The 18,898-nt window shown below is 65.3% G+C and carries 16 protein-coding genes and 1 pseudogene; 10 read left to right on the forward strand and 7 right to left on the reverse strand.

Annotated features, from left to right (window positions below):
* Position 1: 1 nt before the first annotated feature.
* The 3 genes from ACPFMJ_RS15975 to ACPFMJ_RS15985 all read right to left on the reverse strand — a co-directional run bounded on the left by ACPFMJ_RS15975 (position 2) and on the right by ACPFMJ_RS15985 (position 2,193).
* Positions 2-1,291: a ferredoxin:protochlorophyllide reductase (ATP-dependent) subunit N gene (locus ACPFMJ_RS15975; RefSeq protein WP_424360935.1), complete on the reverse strand. Its 1,290-nt coding sequence runs from the start codon at positions 1,289-1,291 to the stop codon at positions 2-4.
* Entirely contained in the window at positions 1,288-1,794 is a 507-nt protein-coding gene (gene bchF / locus ACPFMJ_RS15980; protein ID WP_424360936.1) for a 2-vinyl bacteriochlorophyllide hydratase, read from the reverse strand. The genes ACPFMJ_RS15975 and bchF overlap by 4 nt, the downstream gene beginning before the upstream one ends.
* Before the next feature lie 81 nt (positions 1,795-1,875).
* Positions 1,876-2,193 carry a hypothetical protein gene (locus ACPFMJ_RS15985; protein ID WP_424360937.1) on the reverse strand — a complete coding sequence of 106 codons (318 nt, stop codon included), beginning with the start codon at positions 2,191-2,193 and terminating at the stop codon, positions 1,876-1,878.
* Between the two features lie 45 nt (positions 2,194-2,238).
* On the opposite strand from ACPFMJ_RS15985, the gene ppsR (ACPFMJ_RS15990) reads away from it, so the two are divergent.
* From ppsR (ACPFMJ_RS15990) to ACPFMJ_RS16015, 6 genes are all read left to right on the forward strand, one after another.
* Positions 2,239-3,672, forward strand: coding sequence for a transcriptional regulator PpsR (gene ppsR, locus ACPFMJ_RS15990; RefSeq protein WP_424360938.1), 1,434 nt, complete (start codon positions 2,239-2,241; stop codon positions 3,670-3,672).
* 83 nt (positions 3,673-3,755) lie between these two features.
* Complete coding sequence (chlG, locus tag ACPFMJ_RS15995; protein WP_424360939.1) at positions 3,756-4,622, forward strand: chlorophyll synthase ChlG; 867 nt, start codon at positions 3,756-3,758, stop codon at positions 4,620-4,622.
* A gap of 35 nt (positions 4,623-4,657) precedes the next feature.
* The gene (locus ACPFMJ_RS16000) at positions 4,658-5,983 is read left to right on the forward strand and encodes a BCD family MFS transporter (protein ID WP_424360940.1); all 1,326 of its coding nucleotides are present in this window, start codon (positions 4,658-4,660) and stop codon (positions 5,981-5,983) included.
* A gap of 12 nt (positions 5,984-5,995) precedes the next feature.
* Complete coding sequence (locus tag ACPFMJ_RS16005) at positions 5,996-7,180, forward strand: geranylgeranyl diphosphate reductase (RefSeq protein ID WP_424360941.1); 1,185 nt, start codon at positions 5,996-5,998, stop codon at positions 7,178-7,180.
* Positions 7,177-7,710, forward strand: a complete 534-nt coding sequence (locus tag ACPFMJ_RS16010; RefSeq protein ID WP_424360942.1) for a TspO/MBR family protein — start codon at positions 7,177-7,179, stop codon at positions 7,708-7,710. The genes ACPFMJ_RS16005 and ACPFMJ_RS16010 overlap by 4 nt, the downstream gene beginning before the upstream one ends.
* Positions 7,707-8,069 (forward strand): hypothetical protein, encoded by a 363-nt coding sequence (locus ACPFMJ_RS16015; RefSeq protein ID WP_424360943.1) that lies wholly within the window; start codon positions 7,707-7,709, stop codon positions 8,067-8,069. The genes ACPFMJ_RS16010 and ACPFMJ_RS16015 overlap by 4 nt, the downstream gene beginning before the upstream one ends.
* On the opposite strand, the gene ACPFMJ_RS16020 is transcribed toward ACPFMJ_RS16015, so the two are convergent.
* Positions 7,976-9,421: an alpha/beta hydrolase family protein gene (locus tag ACPFMJ_RS16020; protein WP_424360944.1), complete on the reverse strand. Its 1,446-nt coding sequence runs from the start codon at positions 9,419-9,421 to the stop codon at positions 7,976-7,978. The genes ACPFMJ_RS16015 and ACPFMJ_RS16020 overlap by 94 nt on opposite strands.
* A gap of 430 nt (positions 9,422-9,851) precedes the next feature.
* Here ACPFMJ_RS16020 and ACPFMJ_RS16025 point away from each other — a divergent pair, with 430 nt between their 5' ends.
* Complete coding sequence (locus ACPFMJ_RS16025) at positions 9,852-10,766, forward strand: cobalamin B12-binding domain-containing protein (protein WP_424360945.1); 915 nt, start codon at positions 9,852-9,854, stop codon at positions 10,764-10,766.
* Here the strand turns inward: ACPFMJ_RS16025 and ACPFMJ_RS16030 are convergent.
* The 3 genes from ACPFMJ_RS16030 to ppsR (ACPFMJ_RS16040) are packed head-to-tail and all read right to left on the reverse strand — an operon-like array spanning position 10,706 to position 14,821.
* Positions 10,706-11,302, reverse strand: coding sequence for a biliverdin-producing heme oxygenase (locus ACPFMJ_RS16030; protein ID WP_424360946.1), 597 nt, complete (start codon positions 11,300-11,302; stop codon positions 10,706-10,708). The genes ACPFMJ_RS16025 and ACPFMJ_RS16030 overlap by 61 nt on opposite strands.
* Positions 11,302-13,491 carry a GAF domain-containing protein gene (locus tag ACPFMJ_RS16035; RefSeq protein WP_424360947.1) on the reverse strand — a complete coding sequence of 730 codons (2,190 nt, stop codon included), beginning with the start codon at positions 13,489-13,491 and terminating at the stop codon, positions 11,302-11,304. Before ACPFMJ_RS16035 ends, ACPFMJ_RS16030 begins: the two co-directional genes overlap by 1 nt.
* Before the next feature lie 25 nt (positions 13,492-13,516).
* Positions 13,517-14,821: a transcriptional regulator PpsR gene (gene ppsR, locus ACPFMJ_RS16040; RefSeq protein ID WP_424360948.1), complete on the reverse strand. Its 1,305-nt coding sequence runs from the start codon at positions 14,819-14,821 to the stop codon at positions 13,517-13,519.
* 331 nt (positions 14,822-15,152) lie between these two features.
* Here ppsR (ACPFMJ_RS16040) and bchI point away from each other — a divergent pair, with 331 nt between their 5' ends.
* The 3 genes and pseudogenes from bchI to bchO all read left to right on the forward strand — a co-directional run bounded on the left by bchI (position 15,153) and on the right by bchO (position 18,871).
* Entirely contained in the window at positions 15,153-16,211 is a 1,059-nt protein-coding gene (gene bchI / locus ACPFMJ_RS16045; protein ID WP_424363889.1) for a magnesium chelatase ATPase subunit I, read from the forward strand.
* A pseudogene (locus tag ACPFMJ_RS16050) lies at positions 16,208-17,984 on the forward strand (magnesium chelatase subunit D). Before bchI ends, ACPFMJ_RS16050 begins: the two are co-directional and overlap by 4 nt.
* On the forward strand, positions 17,981-18,871 hold the full coding sequence (gene bchO, locus ACPFMJ_RS16055) for an alpha/beta fold hydrolase BchO (protein ID WP_424360949.1): 891 nt from the start codon (positions 17,981-17,983) through the stop codon (positions 18,869-18,871). The pseudogene ACPFMJ_RS16050 and the gene bchO overlap by 4 nt, the downstream one beginning before the upstream one ends.
* Positions 18,872-18,898: the final 27 nt, after the last annotated feature.

Genomic DNA, 18,898 nt, shown 5'->3' on the forward strand with positions numbered 1-18,898 from the left:
CCTAGACCTCCAGCCGCGCGCGGCGGTTCAAGGGCCGCGCAAAGAGTTCCGCGAGGTCGCCCGCCTGATCGAATCCCTGGATGGGAGAGAAGAGGAGTTCGATCGACCATTTCGTTGTGAAGCCTTCCGCCTCCAGCGGATTGGCGAGCCCAAGGCCGCAGAGGACGAGGTCGGGACGGGCGGCGCGACAACGGTCGAGCTGTTTTTCGACATGCTGGCCCTCGACGATCGGCGCGTCTGGCGGCAGCAGGTCGAGTTCGCTCGCCATGAGGCGGCGATGCAGATAGGGCGTGCCGATCTCGACGATCTCCATGCCCATTTCGCGCGAGAGAAAGCGCGCCAAAGCGGGTTCGAGCTGCGAATCGGGAAAGAGGAAGATGCGCTTGCCAGCGAGTGCGTCGCGATAATGCGAGAGCGCCTGCGCCGCGCGTGCGCGGGCGGGCGCGACGGCGGCCTCAAAGCGCTCTTGCGTCACGCCGAAGACTTCGGCCGCGGCGCGCAGCCAGAGCGTCGCGCCCTCGACGCCGAGCGGGAAGGGGGCCGCAATGGGGCGCGCGCCGCGCTCCTGCAGCATGTAAGCGGTGTCGCCGAGGAAGGGTTGGGCGAGGAGAAACGACGTGTTGGGGCCGACGGGAGGAAGGTCGGCGGCGCGCCGCATGGGGAGGAAGCGCACAGGCGCGATTCCCAACGCGTCGAAGAGGCGGGCGAACTGGTCTTCCACGACATCGGCGAGCGCGCCGACGACGAGCAGCGACTGCGGCGCGTCCAGCGCCTCTTGGGGGAGAGCCGGAACCAGCGCGGCGAGGCAGGCGTCTTCGCCCTGGGTGAAGGTCGTCTCTATGCCGCTGCCGGAGTAGCTCAGTATCCGCACGCGCGGCGCGTGCTTCTTCGACTGACGCGCGGCGGCGCGCGACAGATCGATCTTGATGACTTCGGACGGACAGGAGCCGACGAGGAACAGCAGCTTGATCTCGGGACGTCTCGTGAGCAGACGCTCGACCGCTGCATCGAGTTCGTCGTCGATGTCGGCGACGCCGGCGAGATCGCGGTCTTCGAGAATGGCGGTGGCGAAACGCGGCTCGGCGAAGATCATCACGCCTGCCGCGGATTGCAGCAGATGCGCGCAGGTGCGGGAACCGACGACGAGAAAGAAGGCGTCCTGGATCTTTCGGTGCAGCCAGACGATGCCGGTGAGGCCGCAGAAGACCTCGCGCTGGCCGCGCTCCTGCACGATGGGCGACGCGTGACAGGCGCCGGAAGCGACAGGCGGGAGCGGCGCGAGCGCGTTCATGGCGCAAACTCCATCTGCAGTCTGACGCGCGCCGCTTCGTCCAGCCTCGCCGCGCGCAGCTTCAGAAGGAATTGCGTGGCGTTGACGACATAGGTCGCATAGGCGGCGAGCGCGAGAAGCATGAGGCCGCGGGCGTCCAGCCAGCCGAAGGCGAGCGCCGCGAGGTAGGCCGTGTGAAGCGCCAGCACCAGCATGCTGAACACGTCTTCCCAGAAGAAGGCCGGCGCGAAGAGATAGCGGCCGAAGACCACTTTCTCCCAGATCGAGCCGGTGATCATGATGGCGTAGAGCGCAATCGTCTTGACGACGACGGAGATTGTCGCGGCGCTTTCTCCCTCGCCGGTCAACAGGTAGCGCAGCACAAGAATGAGGCTGACGAGGAAGACAAAAAACTGCACCGGCGCCAGCACGCCCTGCACGAGCGTCCAGATCGTCTCGTCGCGACGGCGGCGTTCGTCGGCCGTGTAAAGAGGTTTGGCATTCTGAAGCCGGTAATCGCTCATGCCGCTTCCTCGCCTCGCCATGTCTTTTTGAGGGACTTCCCTTGGCGCGCGATCCGCCGCCAGGCGACCCTGACGCGAAGCTTAGAGCGCTTTACAGGAAAGTGTCAATGAAAATTGACGTTCACTTTGTGTGACAATCGCGCGAGGATGCGCTATTCTGCCGCAAACAAAATTTCCTTCGGCATCGCCCTTGCTTTCAAAAAACTGGGCAAAACCGTTGAGATTCAGCGCGACGCTTTGCTTGGCCGATGAAGAAGGGGCTATAGGGTGCTCGCAGCAAGCGAAGGGAATAGAAAACGCCGAAGCGGGCGCAGGACGCCAGACGGATCGCGCAGCGTCGGGCGCCCCCATCAGAAGATGAAACGTTGCTAAGGTTTGGCCTGCCCAATAAAAACGCACACTTTTTCGTGTCGACTAAAATGGTCAGAAAGCGAGATTAGCGCCGTGAGCGACGCCACGACCTCCGCAGCTTCCAAGGGCTTTTCCGCCCCCGACGCGCAGTTGGGGAAGATCTCCGTGGAGAATGTCGGCGCGCTGCTCGCCGCCGCCGCCGACGTCACGCTTATTCTGGATTCCAAAGGCGTGATCGTCGACGCCGCCGCTGGCGCGGGCGACGCCGCTCTGGCCAAGGCGTGGATCGGCCGACGCTGGGTCGACACGGCGACGGTTGAAAGCCGTCCGAAAATCGACGCGCTGTTGCGCGACGCGCTCAAAGGCGCGCCGCCGCGCTGGCGGCAGATCAACCATCCCATAAAAGACGGCGCAGATCTGCCGATGAATTATGCAGCGACGCGCAGTCGTCCTGGCGGGCCGATCGTGGCCTTCGGACGCGATTTGCGCGACTTCGCGTCGCTGCAGCAGCGCGTCGCCGAGGCGCAGCAGGAAATGGAGCGCGAATACGCGAAGATCCGAAGCGCCGAAAAGCGCTACAGGCTGTTGTTTCAACTCGCGGCTGAGGCGATTCTCATCATCGACGCCGGCACGCAGCGCATCGTCGAGGCCAATCCCGCCGCCCTGGCGCTGATCGGCAAGCCTCTGAAGAAGATCGTCGGCGGCGTCTTCACCGACCTCTTCGACGATGCGAGTCGGCGCGCGGCGCAATCTTTCGTCTCGGCGCTGCTCGTGGCGCCGCGCCTCGACAATGTGCATGGCGCGCTCGCCGAGAGCGGCGAACCCCTTCTGCTCTCCGGCGCGATGTTTCGCCAGGACGGCGTCAGTTCCATTCTCGTCATTCTTTCGCGCGTCAATGGCGGCGCTCCCATGTCCATCGACGCAGCCGGCGCGCTGCTCGCGCTCGAGCGGATGCCGGACGCCTTCGCGCTCACCGACAAGGACCGGCGAGTCCTGATGGCCAACGCCGCTTTCGTGGATCTCGCGCAGGCCGCCTCCGAGGACAGATTGCGGGGCGAGCCGATCGAGAAATGGGTCGGCCGCCCGGGGCTCGACGTCGACGTGCTGTTCGCGAATTTGCAGACGCATGGCGCGCTGCGTAATTTTTCGACGGTGATGCGCGGCGAGCATGGGACGATCGAGGACGTGGAGGTTTCGGCCATCGATGTCTCCGACGGCGCTCGGCATTGCCTCGGCTTCTGCATCCGCAACGCCAGCCCGCGCGGCGGGCGTGAGCGGCTCGGCGGCCGCGAATTGCCGCGTACGGCCGAACAGTTCGCCGATCTTGTCGGTCGCGTGCCGCTGAAAAATCTCGTGCGGGAAACCACCGATCTCATCGAGCGCCTCTGCATCGAGGCGGCGCTGGAGCTGACGAAGGACAATCGCGCTTCCGCCGCGGAAATGCTCGGCCTGAGCCGGCAGGCGCTTTACACGAAGCTGCGCCGCTATGGACTTGGCGACCTCGACGAGGAGGCGCTGAGCGACTGAGGTTTCAGGACGATTCAACACGATCAATGCCACATGTGTAAATCCACATTGACAGATGCTAGTGTCAAGCATACCGTCCAGGGATGCAGACGCCGAAACCCGCAGCCGTTCTTGAGCTTTTAAAGCCGATTACGTGGTTTGCGCCGATGTGGGCGTTCGGCTGCGGCATCGTCTCGTCAGGCGTTTCTCCTCTTTCGCGTTGGACTTTCGTGCTCGCCGGCGTCATGCTGGCGGGCCCTCTTGTCTGCGCGACGAGCCAGGCGGTGAACGACTGGTATGACCGCCATGTCGACGCCATCAATGAGCCGAACCGTCCGATTCCGTCCGGCCGCATTCCCGGAAGCTGGGGCTTTTACATCGCCTGCGTCTGGACGCTGCTCTCGCTTGCCGTCGCCGCGGCGCTCGGCCAGTGGGTTTTCGCCGCCGCCGCGCTCGGGCTTTTCCTGGCTTGGGTCTACAGCGCGCCGCCGCTGCGGCTGAAACAGAACGGCTGGTGGGGGAATTCCGCCGTCGCGCTCTGCTACGAAGGTTTGCCGTGGTTCACCGGCGCGGCCGTCATGGCGGCCTCGCTTCCGGACTGGCGCATCATCGCGCTCGCTTTGCTCTACAGCTTTGGCGCCCATGGCATCATGACGCTCAACGACTTCAAATCGGTCGAAGGCGATCGGCGCATGGGAGTCGCGTCTCTGCCCGTGCAACTCGGCGTCGACGAAGCCGCGCGCTTCGCCTGCGTCGTGATGGCCGCGCCGCAAGTCATCGTCATTGCGCTGCTCGTCCACTGGGGGCATCCGCTCCACGCCGCCGGCGTCGCCGCGCTGCTCGCCGGCCAATTTTGGCTGATGCGGCGCCTGCTCGCCGATCCGCGGGCGCAGGCTCCCTTCTACAACGCGACGGGCACGACCCTTTACGTGCTCGGCATGCTGATCAGCGCCTTCGCCATGAGAGCGTAAGCCGACAGAACAAAGAGCCGCCAGGGAGGCTTGGAATGAACGCAGCGCCGCTCGGTTGGTCCGGCATTGTCCGGTTGGGTCTCGTGCAGACGGCGCTCGGCGCCATCGTCGTGCTCATGACCTCGACCATCAATCGCGTCATGGTCGTCGAACTTGCTTTGCCAGCTTTCGTCCCGGGCCTGCTCGTCGCGTCGCATTACGGGATACAAATTCTTCGGCCCGCCTGGGGCTATGGCGCCGATGTCGGCGGCAGGCGCACCCCATGGATCATTGGCGGCCTCGCGGCGCTCTCGCTCGGCGGCGTCGGCGCGGCGCTCGGCGCCGCGCTCACGGCCAGCAATCCCGTCGCCGGGCTTGCGCTTGCGGCTTTCGCCTTCCTTCTCGTCGGCGTCGGCGCCGGCGCGGCGGGAACGTCGGTCCTCGCCATGCTGGCGACGCGCGTGGCGCCGCAACGCCGCGCCGCCGCCGCGACGACCGTCTGGGTGATGATGATCCTCGGCTTCGCGGTCAGCGCGCCGCTCGCCGGCCATTTCCTCGATCCCTTCTCTCAGCAGCGCCTCATCGTCGTGACCGCCTGCGTTTGCGCGATCGCGTTCCTCGTTGCGACGCTCGCAGTGATCGGCGTCGAAACCGATGCGCCAGCGCCTGTCGCGGCGCATCAGAAGCCGCCTTTTCGGGTAGCCTTCGCGCAGGTCTGGCGGGAGCCGGCGGCGCGCCAGTTCACTATCTTCATCTTCGTCTCCATGCTCGCCTACAGCATGCAGGAACTGCTGGTCGAACCCTTCGCGGGCGTCGTTTTCGGCATGACGCCGGGCGCGACCACCAAGCTTGCGGGGTTGCAACATGGCGGCGTGCTGCTCGGCATGATCGGCGTCGCCGCAGCGGCGACGGGGATTGGCGGGCCGCGTCTCGGGTCGCTGCGCATGTGGACCGTCGGCGGTTGCGTCGCGTCGGGCGCGTCGCTCGTCGCCGTCGCCGCGAGCGGCTATACGGGCCTCGCTCTCGCGCTGCGCGCCTCCGTCTTCGCGCTGGGTGTCTCGAACGGCGCCTTCGCGGTGGCGGCGATCGGCTCGATGATGGGTCTCGCAGGATCGGGAGCCCATGCGCGCGAAGGCACGCGCATGGGACTGTGGGGCGCGGCGCAGGCCATCGCTTTCGGCTGCGGCGGCGTTTTCGCGACGATTCTCGTCGACATTGCTAGATTGCTCACCGGGGCCCCGCTCTCCGCCTACGCCATGGTCTTCGTTGGCGAAGCGGCGATCTTCATCGTCTCCGCCATCCTCGCCAGCCGCATCGCCGCGCCGCAGACGCCGCGCGCTTCCGTCTCTCTCCCGGCGCATGCGGCGCCGGCGCAATCGTGAGGAGGGCGCGCGATGCCCGATGACATGATCTTCGATGTGGCCGTCGTCGGCGGCGGCCCGTCCGGCGCGACGGCGGCGCATGATCTCGCGCGGCGCGGCCACAAAGTGGCGCTCATCGACAAGGCCGGGCGCATAAAGCCCTGCGGCGGCGCCATTCCGCCGCGTCTCATCCGCGATTTTGGAATTCCCGATCATCTGCTGAAGGCGCGCGTCACCTCGGCGCGCATGATTTCGCCGAAAGGCGTCGTCGTCGACATGCCCATCAAGGGCGGCTTCGTCGGCATGGTCGACCGCTGCGAATTCGACGAATGGCTGCGCGCGCGCGCGGCGTCCTCCGGCGCCACGCGCGTCACGGGAGCCTATGAGAAAATTACGCGCGACGCCGAGGGCTTCGCGCATGTGCATTATCGCGTGAGGGGCGAGGCCGAGCCGCGGACCTTGCTTGCGCGGCTCGTCATCGGCGCGGACGGCGCGCTCTCGCAGGTCGGGCGGCAGGAAGTGCCGGGCGCCGACAAGACGCGTTTCGTCTTCGCCTATCACGAAGTTATCAAGACCCCATCCGACGAGACGAGCGACCCCAATCGCTGCGAAATCCACTATCGCGGCGCGCTGTCGCCGGATTTCTACGCCTGGATCTTCCCCCATGGCGACACGATGAGCGTCGGCTCCGGCAGCGCCCATAAGGGATTTTCGCTCAAGGCCTCGGTGAGCGACCTTCGCGATTGCGAGCGTCTCGCGGAAGCGGAGACGATGCGCCGCGAAGGCGCGCCCATTCCCTTGAAGCCGCTGAAGCGCTGGGACAATGGCCGCGACGTGGTGCTCGCTGGCGACGCCGCCGGCGTCGTCGCGCCCGCGTCTGGCGAAGGCATCTATTACGCGATGCTTGGCGGGCGCCTCGCCGCGGACGCCGCCGACGAAGCGCTGCGCACGGGCGATGCGCGCGCGCTGGCGACGGCGCGCAGACGCTTCATGAAGCTGCATGGCCGCGTCTTTTTCATCCTGGGGATGATGCAGTTCTTCTGGTATCGCAACGACCGTCTGCGGGAAGCCTTTGTCAGCATGTGCAAAGACCCCGACGTGCAGCGCCTCACATGGGAAGCCTATATGAACAAGGAGCTGGTGCGCCGCGATCCGATGGCGCATGTCCGGATCTTCTTCAAGGATCTGGCTCACCTTCTGAGATTGGCGTCGCCATGATGTCGCTTGCCGCAGATCGATGGATGCTGATCGCCATCGCGACGTCCATGGTCGGCGTCGTCGCATTGCTCGGCGGGCTCGCGACGGAGGTCGGCGAATGGTATGAAGGCTTGCGCTTCCCGCCCTGGCGTCCGCCGAACTGGATTTTCGGACCGGCCTGGACCCTTATCTTCCTCCTGACGGCGACGAGCGGCGTGCTCGCCTTCGAACAGGCGCCGGATGACGGCGCCCGGACTCGGCTGCTGATCCTGTTTGTCGTCAACGCTGTGCTCAATGTCGCCTGGAGTCCGCTTTTCTTCAAATTGCGGCGGCCGGATTGGGCGATGGCCGAGCTGATCTTGCTGTGGTTGTCGATCCATACTCTGGTGATCGGCGTCGGCGCGATTTCGTCTTTCGCAGCCATGCTGCTCACGCCCTATTTCGCCTGGGTCAGCTTCGCGGGCTATCTCAATTGGCGCATGGTCGTGCTCAACAGGCCCTTCACGACTTACTGGCCCTATTCGAAACGGCAGACGGAAGCTGCGGAATGAATTTCATCGCTCAGCCGCATTTCGTGGACGCGATTCTGGCGCTTGTTGCGCTCGAAGCGGCCGGGATTCTCGCCTTGCGCGCCTTTCGCGGGGCCGGCCCCGAACCGGTCGCCTTTCTGTGCAACCTTTTCGCTGGCGCCTTCCTGCTGCTCGCGCTGCGCCATGCGCTGGCGGGCGGTTCCGTCTATGCGATTGCGCTCAGCCTCGCTTTCGCGCTCGCGGCGCATCTCGCTGATCTCGCCCTGCGGTGGGATGCAAGACGCGTTCATCCAACGATGGGGAAACAGACGGCGATCGCCCAGGCGAGTCCGAACGCCGCACCCAGCGCCCCGGGCCGCGGATCGCGGGTGCGCGCGTAAACCCAGCGGCCGACCAAGCCGTAGACCGTCAGCAAAATGATGACGACGATCGCGATGATGACGAGAAAAAACAGCCGCCGAGGGTTGAGCGCGACGGCGATTCCCAGCGACGCGATGAAGCAGAATTTGCTGAAGGCGTAACCCCCCGGCGCGACGCAGGCGCCGCGCGTCATCCACTCGTCCGCAAGGAAATACAAGGCGCAGCCGACGAATATGGGAGGGATGAGAAGCGCCCTCTGCGCCGTCGGGAAGAAAGAGACGACATAGGCGTCGAGCGGAACGCCGAACACAAGCGTGTAATAGGCGCCGACCGCCAGGCTGGCGATGACCAGCGGCGCGAACGGCGCCGACGGAAGTTCCGCCTGCTTCCCCATCAGCCGCAACCCCGACGCCGTCAGCAATCCGTAAAGTCCGAGATGGAGGGCGAGGTAATCGCCAAGCAGGATTGGCATGACGTCCGTCGGAATTTTCCAGAGCAGCAACGGCGTCAGCACGGCCGGCGCAAGCGCGAGGGGCGCGAGCCGTCGCCAGGGCAAGCTCGCGCCGAGCGGCGCGGGCGACACGACTGGAAGCAGCCCCGCCAGCGGACGCGCCAGCGCGATCAATCCGGCGAAAGCCAACGCCAGCCATTTGCCGCGTCGATCGACGAAGCCCTCTTCGTTGCGGCCGAAAACATCGTTCAGCCATGCCACGGTCTCGGAGAGCGCATCCTCGCTGTAGAGCACGCCGATATGTTCGACGCCGCGGGCGAGCGCCAGCCGACGCCCCTTGCCGGCGGCGATATCGCCATAGGTCACGCCCGGCTGCGCGGGCGCTTTCGCCGTTTCGGAAACGACGTGCAAGCCGACATCGATCAGCCTTCGGGATTCCCATGCGCCGTCGACGATCAGCAGGTTCCTGGGACTGTCGGGCGTGACGTCTTGCGCGAAGAAGGAAAAAGCGACGACGGCCGCGATCGAGGGATCCCGCCGCGCCTGTCTCACAATGAGATCGGTCGCCATCGAATGGCCGGCGACGGCGACGCGACCGTCGACGCCAGGAAGGCGTCGCGCGAAGGCGACGACTTTCTCGATATCGGAAAGAAGGACCGCAGTGCTCTGCTGGAGATCCCTGACGCCGCCCGTCATCGGCGCCGGGTTTCGCCCGTGGCCTGAAAAGTCGAAAGTCACAGCCACATAGCCGTTCTGCGCCAGGGTCGTCGCCATTGGCGCCATCAATTGTTGTGATCCGGAGAAACCGTGGGCGATCACGATGACGGGCGCTGGCGGATGATCGAGCATTTTGAAGATCGTCGCGTGAATGTCGCCGACCTTAACAACGGTCGTTTCAACGCCGCGCGTCTGCGCGCTCACCAGAAGAAGCCCGAGACAGACGCTCAGGAAGGCAAAAGCCGAAAAAATTTTTTGACGCGCGCTTCTCACAGGGAGGGTCTCATACTTGGCGGATTCTGTTGCGTGTTCCCCGTCGCGAACTGTCGGGGCAGCCTGACATAGTTTGCGCTGGCCGCGCGAGGGCCGTCAATTTGACTTTACTATTCCCGGGTTGTGAGGTTCACTTGGTTTCAGGTGAACAGTTGAGACGCTTCGCGCTATTCCGCGCCATCACGATAATCATGACATAGACCAAGGAACGCCGGCGAGAACGCGCGGGGCCGCGTGCTTTTCATCGGGCGGAGACGAAGCATCGCATTGAGCGAATGCGGTCGTTTGGGCTGACGATCGAAAATCAGAGCGCGCCGGCGTCGATCTCTCTCGTCGTAAGGCATGCGCCCGGGAGGCCAGTATGACCAGCTGTGGCGACACAGATCTCGGCGCGCGTCGGTGCCGCGAGCCGCTTAGGGATATGTTGGCGAGCCGGCCGGGCGCGAACGAGGCCCGGCTCGCCTCCGTGATCTTCGACGACATCGTCCCCCGCTTGCAAATGCTCCATCACGAGCTCTCGGCGAAAAACGCCGAGTCCGCCTTCACAAGAAATGAAATTGCCGAATTCGCAGAGATCGTGGTTGTTGACGACGCAAAGGCGGCGGATCAGTTCCTTCAGCGTATGCGCGCCTGCGGTCATTCGGAGGAGACGCTGTTTCTTGGGCTCCTGTCCGAAACCGCGCGCCATCTGGGCGCGTTGTGGGAGGATGATCGCTGCAATTTCGTCGACGTGACGATCGGCGTCGCGCGTTTGCAGAAAATTCTCTGCGCCTCGAGCGGACATTGCGAGCCTGCTTTCGGCGACAGTCGCCAACGCCTGGCGCTCTGCGCGCTGCCCGGCGAACGACATATATTCGGCGTCGACATGGTCGCCTGCTTCATGCGCCATGCCGCCTGGGAGGTCGACCTCCACAAGGATGCGGAAGCGGATGATGTCGTCGAGATTGTCGCAGGCGACTGGTTCGCCGTTCTGGGCTTTACCGTGAGTTCGGAGCTGGGACTCGACGCGCTCTGTCGGGCCATTCAGTCCGGGCGGGCCGCTTCGATCAATCCACAGATCGGCATTCTGGTCGGCGGGCCGCTTTTCCGCAGAGAGCCCGGTCTCGTCGCGCAGGTCGGCGCCGACGCCATGGCGGGCGACGCGGCCAGCGCGACTTTATTGGCTAAAAAATTATTGCTGCGCCAGCAGTCCAAGGCCGCAACGCAAGAAAACCATCAGGCCACGCGCGGCGCGACCGCCCGCTCCACGCCTTTCATCCAGGCGTCGAAAGCCTGAAAAGTCGCACGAGCGGCGGCGATGACGGCCTGTTCCTGGCTGCGGTCGTCAATGGCGTTCAACCGCGTCAGAACATTTTCCCAGGCGCGCGGTCGGGCCCCGTCATTTGAAAAGAATCGGCAACCCTTTCCGTCTCGCCGCAGGAGATTCGCGCGAAGCGCCTGCGCGATGCGGGCGCCCCCGAGGGACGAACCTTCGACGACATAGAGCGCTCCCAGCGCCTCCGCCTCCTGCGTTATCGACGGCAACGCATCACAGATGGGGAGATAGGCGCATTTTTCAGGCGTGACGCCGAGCGTCTGGAGATCGCTCGCGAGGAGCTGCGAGCGCGCAAGCGCCTCTCCGGTTCCTGCAAATTCTCCCAGGCGCGATTCGAAGGCGCGGTGAAATCCGTAAAGGCGCATGAGCAGCGCTCGATAATCGTCCATATCGATCGCGCCTGACGCCGCCGCGGACAGGCCCGGATGCCGATGCAACCGCTCATGCAGGTCCGCCGTTTCGGCGCGCAATCTTCCGCGTAGAACGCCTTCCGTCATCACTCTTTTCCGGCTCCCTCGCCGCGCGCGCTCGCGGCCTGGGTAACGGCGCGCGATATCTGCTCGAGGACCTCGGCCGCGCGCGCCACGGAAGCGCGAACGCTTTCCAGCGTCTCCGGGATGCCGGCCGTATCGAGGCCGTCGGCGATTTCGAGCGCCGCGAGCTGCGCATTGTCGATGATGCTCGACATCAGGCTCTCGACCGTCAGCGCCGCGTTCGATTCGATGCGGCCCATCAGGCGACGCTGGCTCAGCATCACATTGTCACGAAAGCGCTCGCGAGCGCGATCGGCCGCCTTGCGCTCCGTCAGGTCGGTGAACAACAGGACAAAGCCGAGCACCCGGTCGCGCGAGGCCAGCACCGGATCGGCGCGGACGGCCACCGGGAGCGCCTCGCCCTTGGCGGTCATCAAGACGGCTTCGCCGCGCCATGGGGTGCGCATCTCCCGCAATGCGCCCAGCTTTTGCCGGACAGCGTCCGAATCGACGAAATAATCCGGCAAATCATCGATATGTTCGATGGCTCCCCTCGCCCCGAACAGATCGTTCAACGCGCGATTGGCCTCGAGCACATTGCCGTCGGGGCTCGCGACGATGATCTGCTGTTCGGCGGAATGAACCTGTCGCAAGACGTGCTCGAGCTGATCCTGAGCGATGAGTATGCGCAAGGCCCTGAACTGCGTGACGACGTCGGTGACGCTTTCGCCGATCAACCGCCCGGCGGCCCGATCCGCGGCGGACCAGGGGTCGGAGGTGCCTTCGACGACCTGGTGCCATTGCGCAAAGGAGCGCCGCGGCGACAGCTCGGTCGGATCGTCGCTGTCGGATGGCGGCTTGAACGGATTTCCTCCCCAGGTGACGGTGCGAATGCGCTCCTTGCGGAACCAGATCAGCATCTCGTCCGGTTCGACGGAGATCGGCGCGGCCAGGACTCCGCTCGCAACCCCGGCAAGCGGCGCGAAAACCGGCTCTTCGCTCGCCAGCGCGGAGGTGGCGAAGACGCCCGCCCGGATCCGTGGCGCGAGCCATTTGCCGAGTTCGCAAATCTGCTCGGCGCCGGGCGCTTCGCCGGTCGTTCGCACCTTCCCTTCGAAAAGGAGCGCCGCGCCGGTCGCGTTGAGCGGCAACAAGAGCGAGCGGGAGCCGTCGAAGAGCGCGCCGCGCCAATCGCCTTCGCGGCAGACGCTCTGGATCATGCGTTGCTCCAGGCGGCGGACGGCGAGTTCCGCCTGGCCCTGCGTAAAGCTCTCCAGCGCCGCGATCCGGGTGCCCATGACCTCCGCGATCAATTCGCAGACGGCGCGCATCTCGAAATGCATGAAGCGCGGCGCGTAGTGATGGCAGGAAATCAACCCCCAGAGCTTGCCGCCGACCATCAGCGAAACGACGAGCGTGCCCGCGACGCCCATATTTTTCAAATACTGGATATGGATGGGAGAGGCGCTGCGCAGGAAGCACAGCGACATGTCGAGTTCCCGACCGGTCCCCGGCGAGCGGCGCGGTTCGATCGGGGCAGGAGTGTAATTGACGTCGACGAGGAGGCGAACGCGATTGAGTTCGTAAAGCCGGCGGGCGATTTGGGGAATATCGGAAGCCGGGTAGCGATTGCCGAGAAAGGCTTCGAGTTCGTGCCGTTTTGTCTCGGCGAAAACCTCTCCATGCCCCTCTTCGTCGAACCGATAGACCATGACGCGGTCATAGCCGGTCAGCTCGCGAAACATGGTGGCGCAAACGTCGCAAAGCTCGCGCAGGCTGGACGAAGAGAGAATTGCGTCGACGCTTTGCTGGATTGCGGCCGTATAATCGACGATGGGTCCGGCGCGTTCGAACTCCAGGACGAATTCGCCGCTCGGCGCCCTGTGCAGCAAGGCGGTCAGCGGCTCGCCGCGCGCGCCGGCGGCGCAGCGCAGAGCGATCGGAATCGCGCTTGCCTGTCGAACGAGATAGGGTTCGATTTGCGCCCATAGATCGCCTCCGAGCTTGCTCGGATGCAGGCCCCGCAACGCGCCCTTCATTCCCAGGAAAGCCGCCGCATTGGCGCTTTCCTGAGCAATCGCGTAATCGTCTTCGCGCAAGGCGAGCAGCGCGCCGTGGGGCTGTATCGAACCGGCGAGATGAATCTGTTCGCGTTCGCAATTCGACAGATTGGCCGTCCCGAAGGGCGGAGAAACGGAAGGGTCGAGCGTCACGGCTTAGCTACCCTTTTTTTGTCATTTATTTTTGATCGAGGCCGTATTTTTTCAACTTGGCGTGCAGGCTCTGGCGGCTGAGGCCGAGATGGCGCGCCGCGGCGGTGCGATTGCTGTCGCAAAGTTCGAGGGCGCGAACGATCGCCTTGCGTTCGATGACTTCGGTCGACATGCGCACGATCGCCTCGAGGGTGCGGTTGTCGAAGTCCTCGATCGACATGCCTTGATCCCCCGTCTCCCGCCCGCGCGATCTTGACATATGGCTGAGGTCGCGGATCAGCAGGCCGAAATATTTAGGCTCTTCCGGTTCGTCGCCGACTGCGGTGATCTCGACGGGAGTCGACTGGCCAAGTTCGCCCTCGATCCAGGTCTGGAAGCGCCGCAGATCGCCATGCTTCAGAATGAGGGAAATAACGACATTGGCGTCGGCGCCGGGGCTGGACAGCCAGCGCGTCAGCTTGCGCTGAGTGGCGGCGGTTTCGGCGCCCAGCTGCACGAGTTCGAGAAAGGCGCCATTGGCGGCGCGCACAAGGCCCTCGCGGTCGATGACGACAAAGCCCTCGGGCAGGCGTTCGATAAAGGACGCCGTCGAAAAGCCTTTCCGAGGCGCGGCCGCTTCCCGCATCTGCATGAGCTGGCATATGAACACCGGCCCGCTCTCGGCGTTCATCAGCGATGCGCGCAGGCTCCAGAGCCCATCGGCCGGGGCTGGCTGGATGACCATGCCCGGCGCGCGCCCCTGCTCGCGCACTTTGTCGAAATACTCTTCGAGCGCGCGTCTGTCCCGATCGGAAAGCTGCGGGAGGAACAGGGCTCCCGGCGAGAGATAGAGATAATTGGCGGCGCGGTGGTTGGCTTCGATCACCGTCAGATCGGAAACGTTGACGAGCGCCACAGCCTCCGTCGTCGCGTCAAAGAGCGTGCGATAGCGCGTCTCGATTTCGCGCATCTTCCAGTAATCGCGTTCGCGGGCCTGCTGCGCAAGCTCGAGCCGCGTGCGTAACTCGCTGATCGCCTCGAGATTGCGCCCGATGGCGATGAAGCCCGCTTTGCCCAGGCTGAAGGTCGTATATTCCATGGGCAATTCGAGGCCGCTCGGAAAACGCTGCCGAACCTCGAAGCAGGAGGGATCTCCGCGCAGCCGCACGTCCTCGATCTTCTTGAGCGTGACGCTGTCGATGTCGGGATCGATGGTTTCGCCCCATCGCCGGCCGCGCCACTGATCGAGTGGCTCACGCGCAAGCGTCTCGGAGGTCACGACTTTCTGGATGACGCCGTCCTCGTCGAGCGTCAGAGTCAGATCTGGCCGCGTATAGGCATTCTCATTCATCGCCGCGCCCCACGCGACGAGACGCTGCGCGCGCCTGTGCGCGGCCGCTTTTCTCGCGGGCAGTCGGCGATAATGTCCATGATGCAAGCCGCCTTTCGTCAACCGTCCGCCAGATAATGGGGGTTGCATTAGGAAAATGCTACGCTCCCGAAGCGTCCGCGTCGAAATAATGCGCTCGATCGTCAAGCTAACTTGCGCTCTTCGGCCTTTGGTGTAAAGTAATAATTACATCGAAGGCGTAAGGCACGCCTGTCGTATCCCGGCGGGAGGAAACGCAATGGCGCCGCTGCAGGTCAAGCTCCCCCAGGAAACGCCCCACGCCGCGAAATCCATGCCGACAACGCCGCGCGCCATTCTGGCGACGCAGGAAGTTGACGCGCAGGCGCCGTTTCCGTTTTCCGCGATTGTCGGCCAGGACGACATGAAACTCGCCTTCCTGATTGCGGCGATCGACCCGTCGGTCGGCGGCGTGCTGGTCTTCGGCGATCGCGGCACAGGCAAATCGACCGCGGTGCGCGCGCTGGCGCGTCTGTTGCCGCTCATGCACGCGGTTGCGGACTGCGCCTATAATTGCGACCCGGCGGACACGGCAGCCCTCTGCGACAACTGCCGGAAGCGCAAATCCAAGGCGCATATGCGCGCCGTCCCCGTGGTCGATATGCCGCTCGGCGCAACGGAAGATCGCGTCGTCGGCGCCCTCGACCTCGAACGCGCGCTGACGCGTGGCGAGAAAGCTTTCGAACCGGGCCTGCTGGCCAGGGCGAATCGCGGCTTCCTTTACATAGACGAAGTGAATCTGCTGGAGGATCACCTCGTGGATCTGCTCCTCGACGTAGCGGCCTCGGGCGAGAACGTCGTCGAGCGCGAAGGTTTGAGCATCAGGCATCCTGCGCGCTTCGTTCTCATCGGCAGCGGCAATCCCGAAGAAGGCGAACTCCGCCCGCAGCTTCTCGATCGCTTCGGTCTGGCCGTCGACGTCAAGACGCCGACAGACGTCGCGACGCGCGTCGACGTCGTGCGCCGTCGCGACGCTTTCGAGCGCGACCCCGTCCGCTTCCATCGCGCATGGGCCGGAGAAGAGCAGAAACTGCGTCGCCGGATCGATGCGGCGCGCGCGCGCGTGGCCGACGTCGAGACGCCGGACGCCGCGCTCGAGAAGTCCGCGCGGCTCTGCATTGCGCTCGGCTCGGACGGGTTGCGCGGGGAGCTTACTTTGCTGCGCGCCGCACGCGCGCTCGCGGCCTTTGAAGGGGAAGCGACGGTCGGCGACGCTGAATTGCGGCGCGTCGCGCCCTTCGCGCTCGGCCATCGCCTGCGCCGCAATCCCTTGGACGACGTGGGATCGACGGTCAGGGTCGAGCGTGCGATCGACGAAATTTTCGGCCCATGAGCCCGCGTGCATCCGCTCAGCCGGATGGCGCCTTTGCGCATGCGAGTTTCGTCGCGGCGCTCTTCGCCATTGATCCCTTGCTGTCGGGCGTCTCGTTGCGCGCGGCGCCTGGGCCGGCCCGCGACGCCTGGCTCGCCTTGCTGCGCGAATATCTCCCGCAGGACGCGCCGATGCGCCGCGCGCCGCTCGCAATCGCCGACGATCGTCTTCTCGGCGGACTTGATCTCGCGGCGACGCTGCGCGCCGGGCTTCCCGTCGCAGAAGCAGGCCTCATCGCGCAGACGCATGGCGGCGTGCTCCTGCTCGCCATGGCCGAGCGGCTGAGCGTTTCAACTGCGGCGCGCATCGTCGCCGCGTTGGATGCGGGCGGGATCGAGCTTGCGCGCGACGGCCTTTCGGCTTTCCACGAGGCCCGCATCGGCGTCGTCGCGCTGGATGAAGGCCATGACGCAGATGAGCGTCCGCCAGACGCGCTGCTCGACCGTCTCGCCTTCCATCTCGATCTTTCTGACGTCTCTCCCCGCGACATCGCGTCGTCGCGTATCGGGCCAGAGGAAATTGCGGCGGCGCGCGCGCGCTTCGCGTCCGTCTTGATTCCTTATGACGCGATCACGACCCTTGTCTCTATCGCGGCCGAACTCGGCGTCGTTTCCCTGCGTGCGCCTCTGCTTGCGCGCCGCGTCGCGCGCGCGGCCTGCGCGCTGCGCGGCGCCTGCATCGTCGACGACGGCGATCTTGAAATTGCGGCGCGCTATGTGCTCGCGCCGCGCGCCACCCGCGCGCCATGTCCAAGCGAACAATGCGAGACTGAAAACGCTCCGAATGAGCCGCAGAGCGATCAGGATCGGCCGCAAAACGACAATCAATGGCGCGACCAGCAGGCGCTCGAAGATGTCATCATCGCCGCCGCGCGCGCGGCGTTGCCGGCCGATCTCCTGGCGCGACTGGAGTCGGGACAACATTCGCGCGCGCCCTCTCCGCGAAGCGGTCCTTCAGGCGCCGCGCTCATCTCGCCACGCCGCGGCCGTCCGTTGACCGCAAGACGCGGCGCGCTGCGCGAAGGACGCCTCAGTCTCATCGACACGCTCCGCGCCGCGGCGCCGTGGCAGGCGTCGAGACGCGCGAACGCCGATCCCTCGTCGCTTGCGGTTCATGTGCGCGCCGACGATTTCCGGATCACGCGGTTTCTCGAAAGGCGCGGCACGACCGCGATCTTCGTTGTCGACGCTTCCGGCTCCTCGGCCATGCAGCGTCTCGCGGAAGTGAAGGGCGCGATCGAGCTGATGCTCGCCGACTGCTATGTGCGCCGCGACAGCGTGGCGCTCGTGGCCTTTCGCGGCAAAGAGGCGGAAATCGTCCTGCCGCCGACACGCTCCCCTGGCGCGCGCAAAGCGGATTCTCGCCGCCATGCCCGGGGGCGGCGGCACGCCGCTGGCGCTCGGTCTCGACGCGGCGGCGGCGCTCGCGGACAGCGTCAGGCGAAAGGGACAGACGCCCCTCATCGTGTTGCTGACGGACGGGAAGGCGAATATCGACCGAGCAGGCGCGCCGGGCCGGGCGCAGGCTTTTGAAGACGCCTTGATCGCCGCAAGGCGGATGCGCGGCGCGGGCTATACGATGCTCGCCATCGACTCCGCCGCTACGGGAAGCAGGAGCGCCGAGGCTCCGACCCGCAAGATCGCCGACGCCATGCAGGCCCGCTATCTGCACCTGCCTTTCGTCGACGCCGCGCGACTTTCGCAAGCCGTGCGCGCCGCGGCGATAGGGTCGTGAACGCGCCATTCGGACGGCTCCGCCGCCTCACGCTCGACGAAGACGGAGCCGATTGGCCCAATCGCACAGCGAGCCGGATGATCGAAGCTGGCGGGGTCGATTGGCATGTGCAGATCATGGGCGAGGGACCGACCATGCTGTTGCTGCACGGGACGGGCGCGTCCACCCATTCCTGGCGGGATCTCGCACCGCTTCTCTCGACCCGCTGTCGAATCGTCGCGCCGGATCTTCCGGGCCACGGCTTTTCCTCGATGCATGGAGCCCGGACGCAATCTCTGCCTGGGATGGCGAAGGCGATAGCCGCGCTGCTCCATGCGCTCGGCGCTTCGCCTGATGTTGCGGTCGGGCATTCAGCCGGCGCGGCGGTTCTCACGCGCCTCGCGCTCGATCATGCGTTCCCGCCAGGGCGCATCATTGCGCTCAATGGCGCGCTGTCGCCCTTCGAGGGCGTCGCCGGGCATCTTTTCCCGACCATGGCGAAAGCGTTGTTCCTCAACCCCCTCGCGCCGCGATATGTCGCGTGGTCCGCGAGCGAGGGCGCAGTGGCGCGTCTTCTCGAGGGCACAGGCTCAAGGCTCGACCCGCGTGGCGTGGCCCTTTACGCGCGATTGATGCGCAACCCGGCTCATGTCGGCGGCGCCCTCAGCATGATGGCGCATTGGGATCTCCACGCCCTCAATCGCGAGCTGCCGCGTCTCCGCGCGCCGATCGAGTTCATTGTAACCGAAAATGACAGGACGGTGCCGTCCGACGGCGCGCGCAGACTGGCCACGCGTCTTCATGATGCGCGCGTTCACTCCATTCCCCGACTTGGTCATCTCGCGCATGAAGAAGACCCGGCTCTGTTCGCGCAGCTGATTTTCGGTCTCGCGGGGCTCGAGCGCTGAGACGATCCGTCGCTGCCGCGACACGTG

It is taken from the genome of Methylocystis parvus, assembly GCF_049675845.1.
In the GTDB taxonomy this organism is placed as follows: Bacteria; Pseudomonadota; Alphaproteobacteria; order Rhizobiales; family Beijerinckiaceae; genus Methylocystis; species Methylocystis parvus_A.

Bases quoted from the DNA above. Each gene is read 5' to 3' on its own strand.
- ACPFMJ_RS15975 (WP_424360935.1), bottom strand. From the start codon at position 1,291: ATGAACGCGCTCGCGCCGCTCCCGCCTGTCGCTTCCGGCGCCTGTCAC.
- bchF (WP_424360936.1), bottom strand. From the start codon at position 1,794: ATGAGCGATTACCGGCTTCAGAATGCCAAACCTCTTTACACGGCCGAC.
- chlG (WP_424360939.1), top strand. From the start codon at position 3,756: ATGCAGACGCCGAAACCCGCAGCCGTTCTTGAGCTTTTAAAGCCGATT.
- ACPFMJ_RS16000 (WP_424360940.1), top strand. From the start codon at position 4,658: ATGAACGCAGCGCCGCTCGGTTGGTCCGGCATTGTCCGGTTGGGTCTC.
- ACPFMJ_RS16005 (WP_424360941.1), top strand. From the start codon at position 5,996: ATGCCCGATGACATGATCTTCGATGTGGCCGTCGTCGGCGGCGGCCCG.
- ACPFMJ_RS16010 (WP_424360942.1), top strand. From the start codon at position 7,177: ATGATGTCGCTTGCCGCAGATCGATGGATGCTGATCGCCATCGCGACG.
- ACPFMJ_RS16015 (WP_424360943.1), top strand. From the start codon at position 7,707: ATGAATTTCATCGCTCAGCCGCATTTCGTGGACGCGATTCTGGCGCTT.
- ACPFMJ_RS16025 (WP_424360945.1), top strand. From the start codon at position 9,852: ATGACCAGCTGTGGCGACACAGATCTCGGCGCGCGTCGGTGCCGCGAG.
- ACPFMJ_RS16030 (WP_424360946.1), bottom strand. From the start codon at position 11,302: ATGACGGAAGGCGTTCTACGCGGAAGATTGCGCGCCGAAACGGCGGAC.
- ppsR (WP_424360948.1), bottom strand. From the start codon at position 14,821: ATGAATGAGAATGCCTATACGCGGCCAGATCTGACTCTGACGCTCGAC.
- bchI (WP_424363889.1), top strand. From the start codon at position 15,153: ATGCCGACAACGCCGCGCGCCATTCTGGCGACGCAGGAAGTTGACGCG.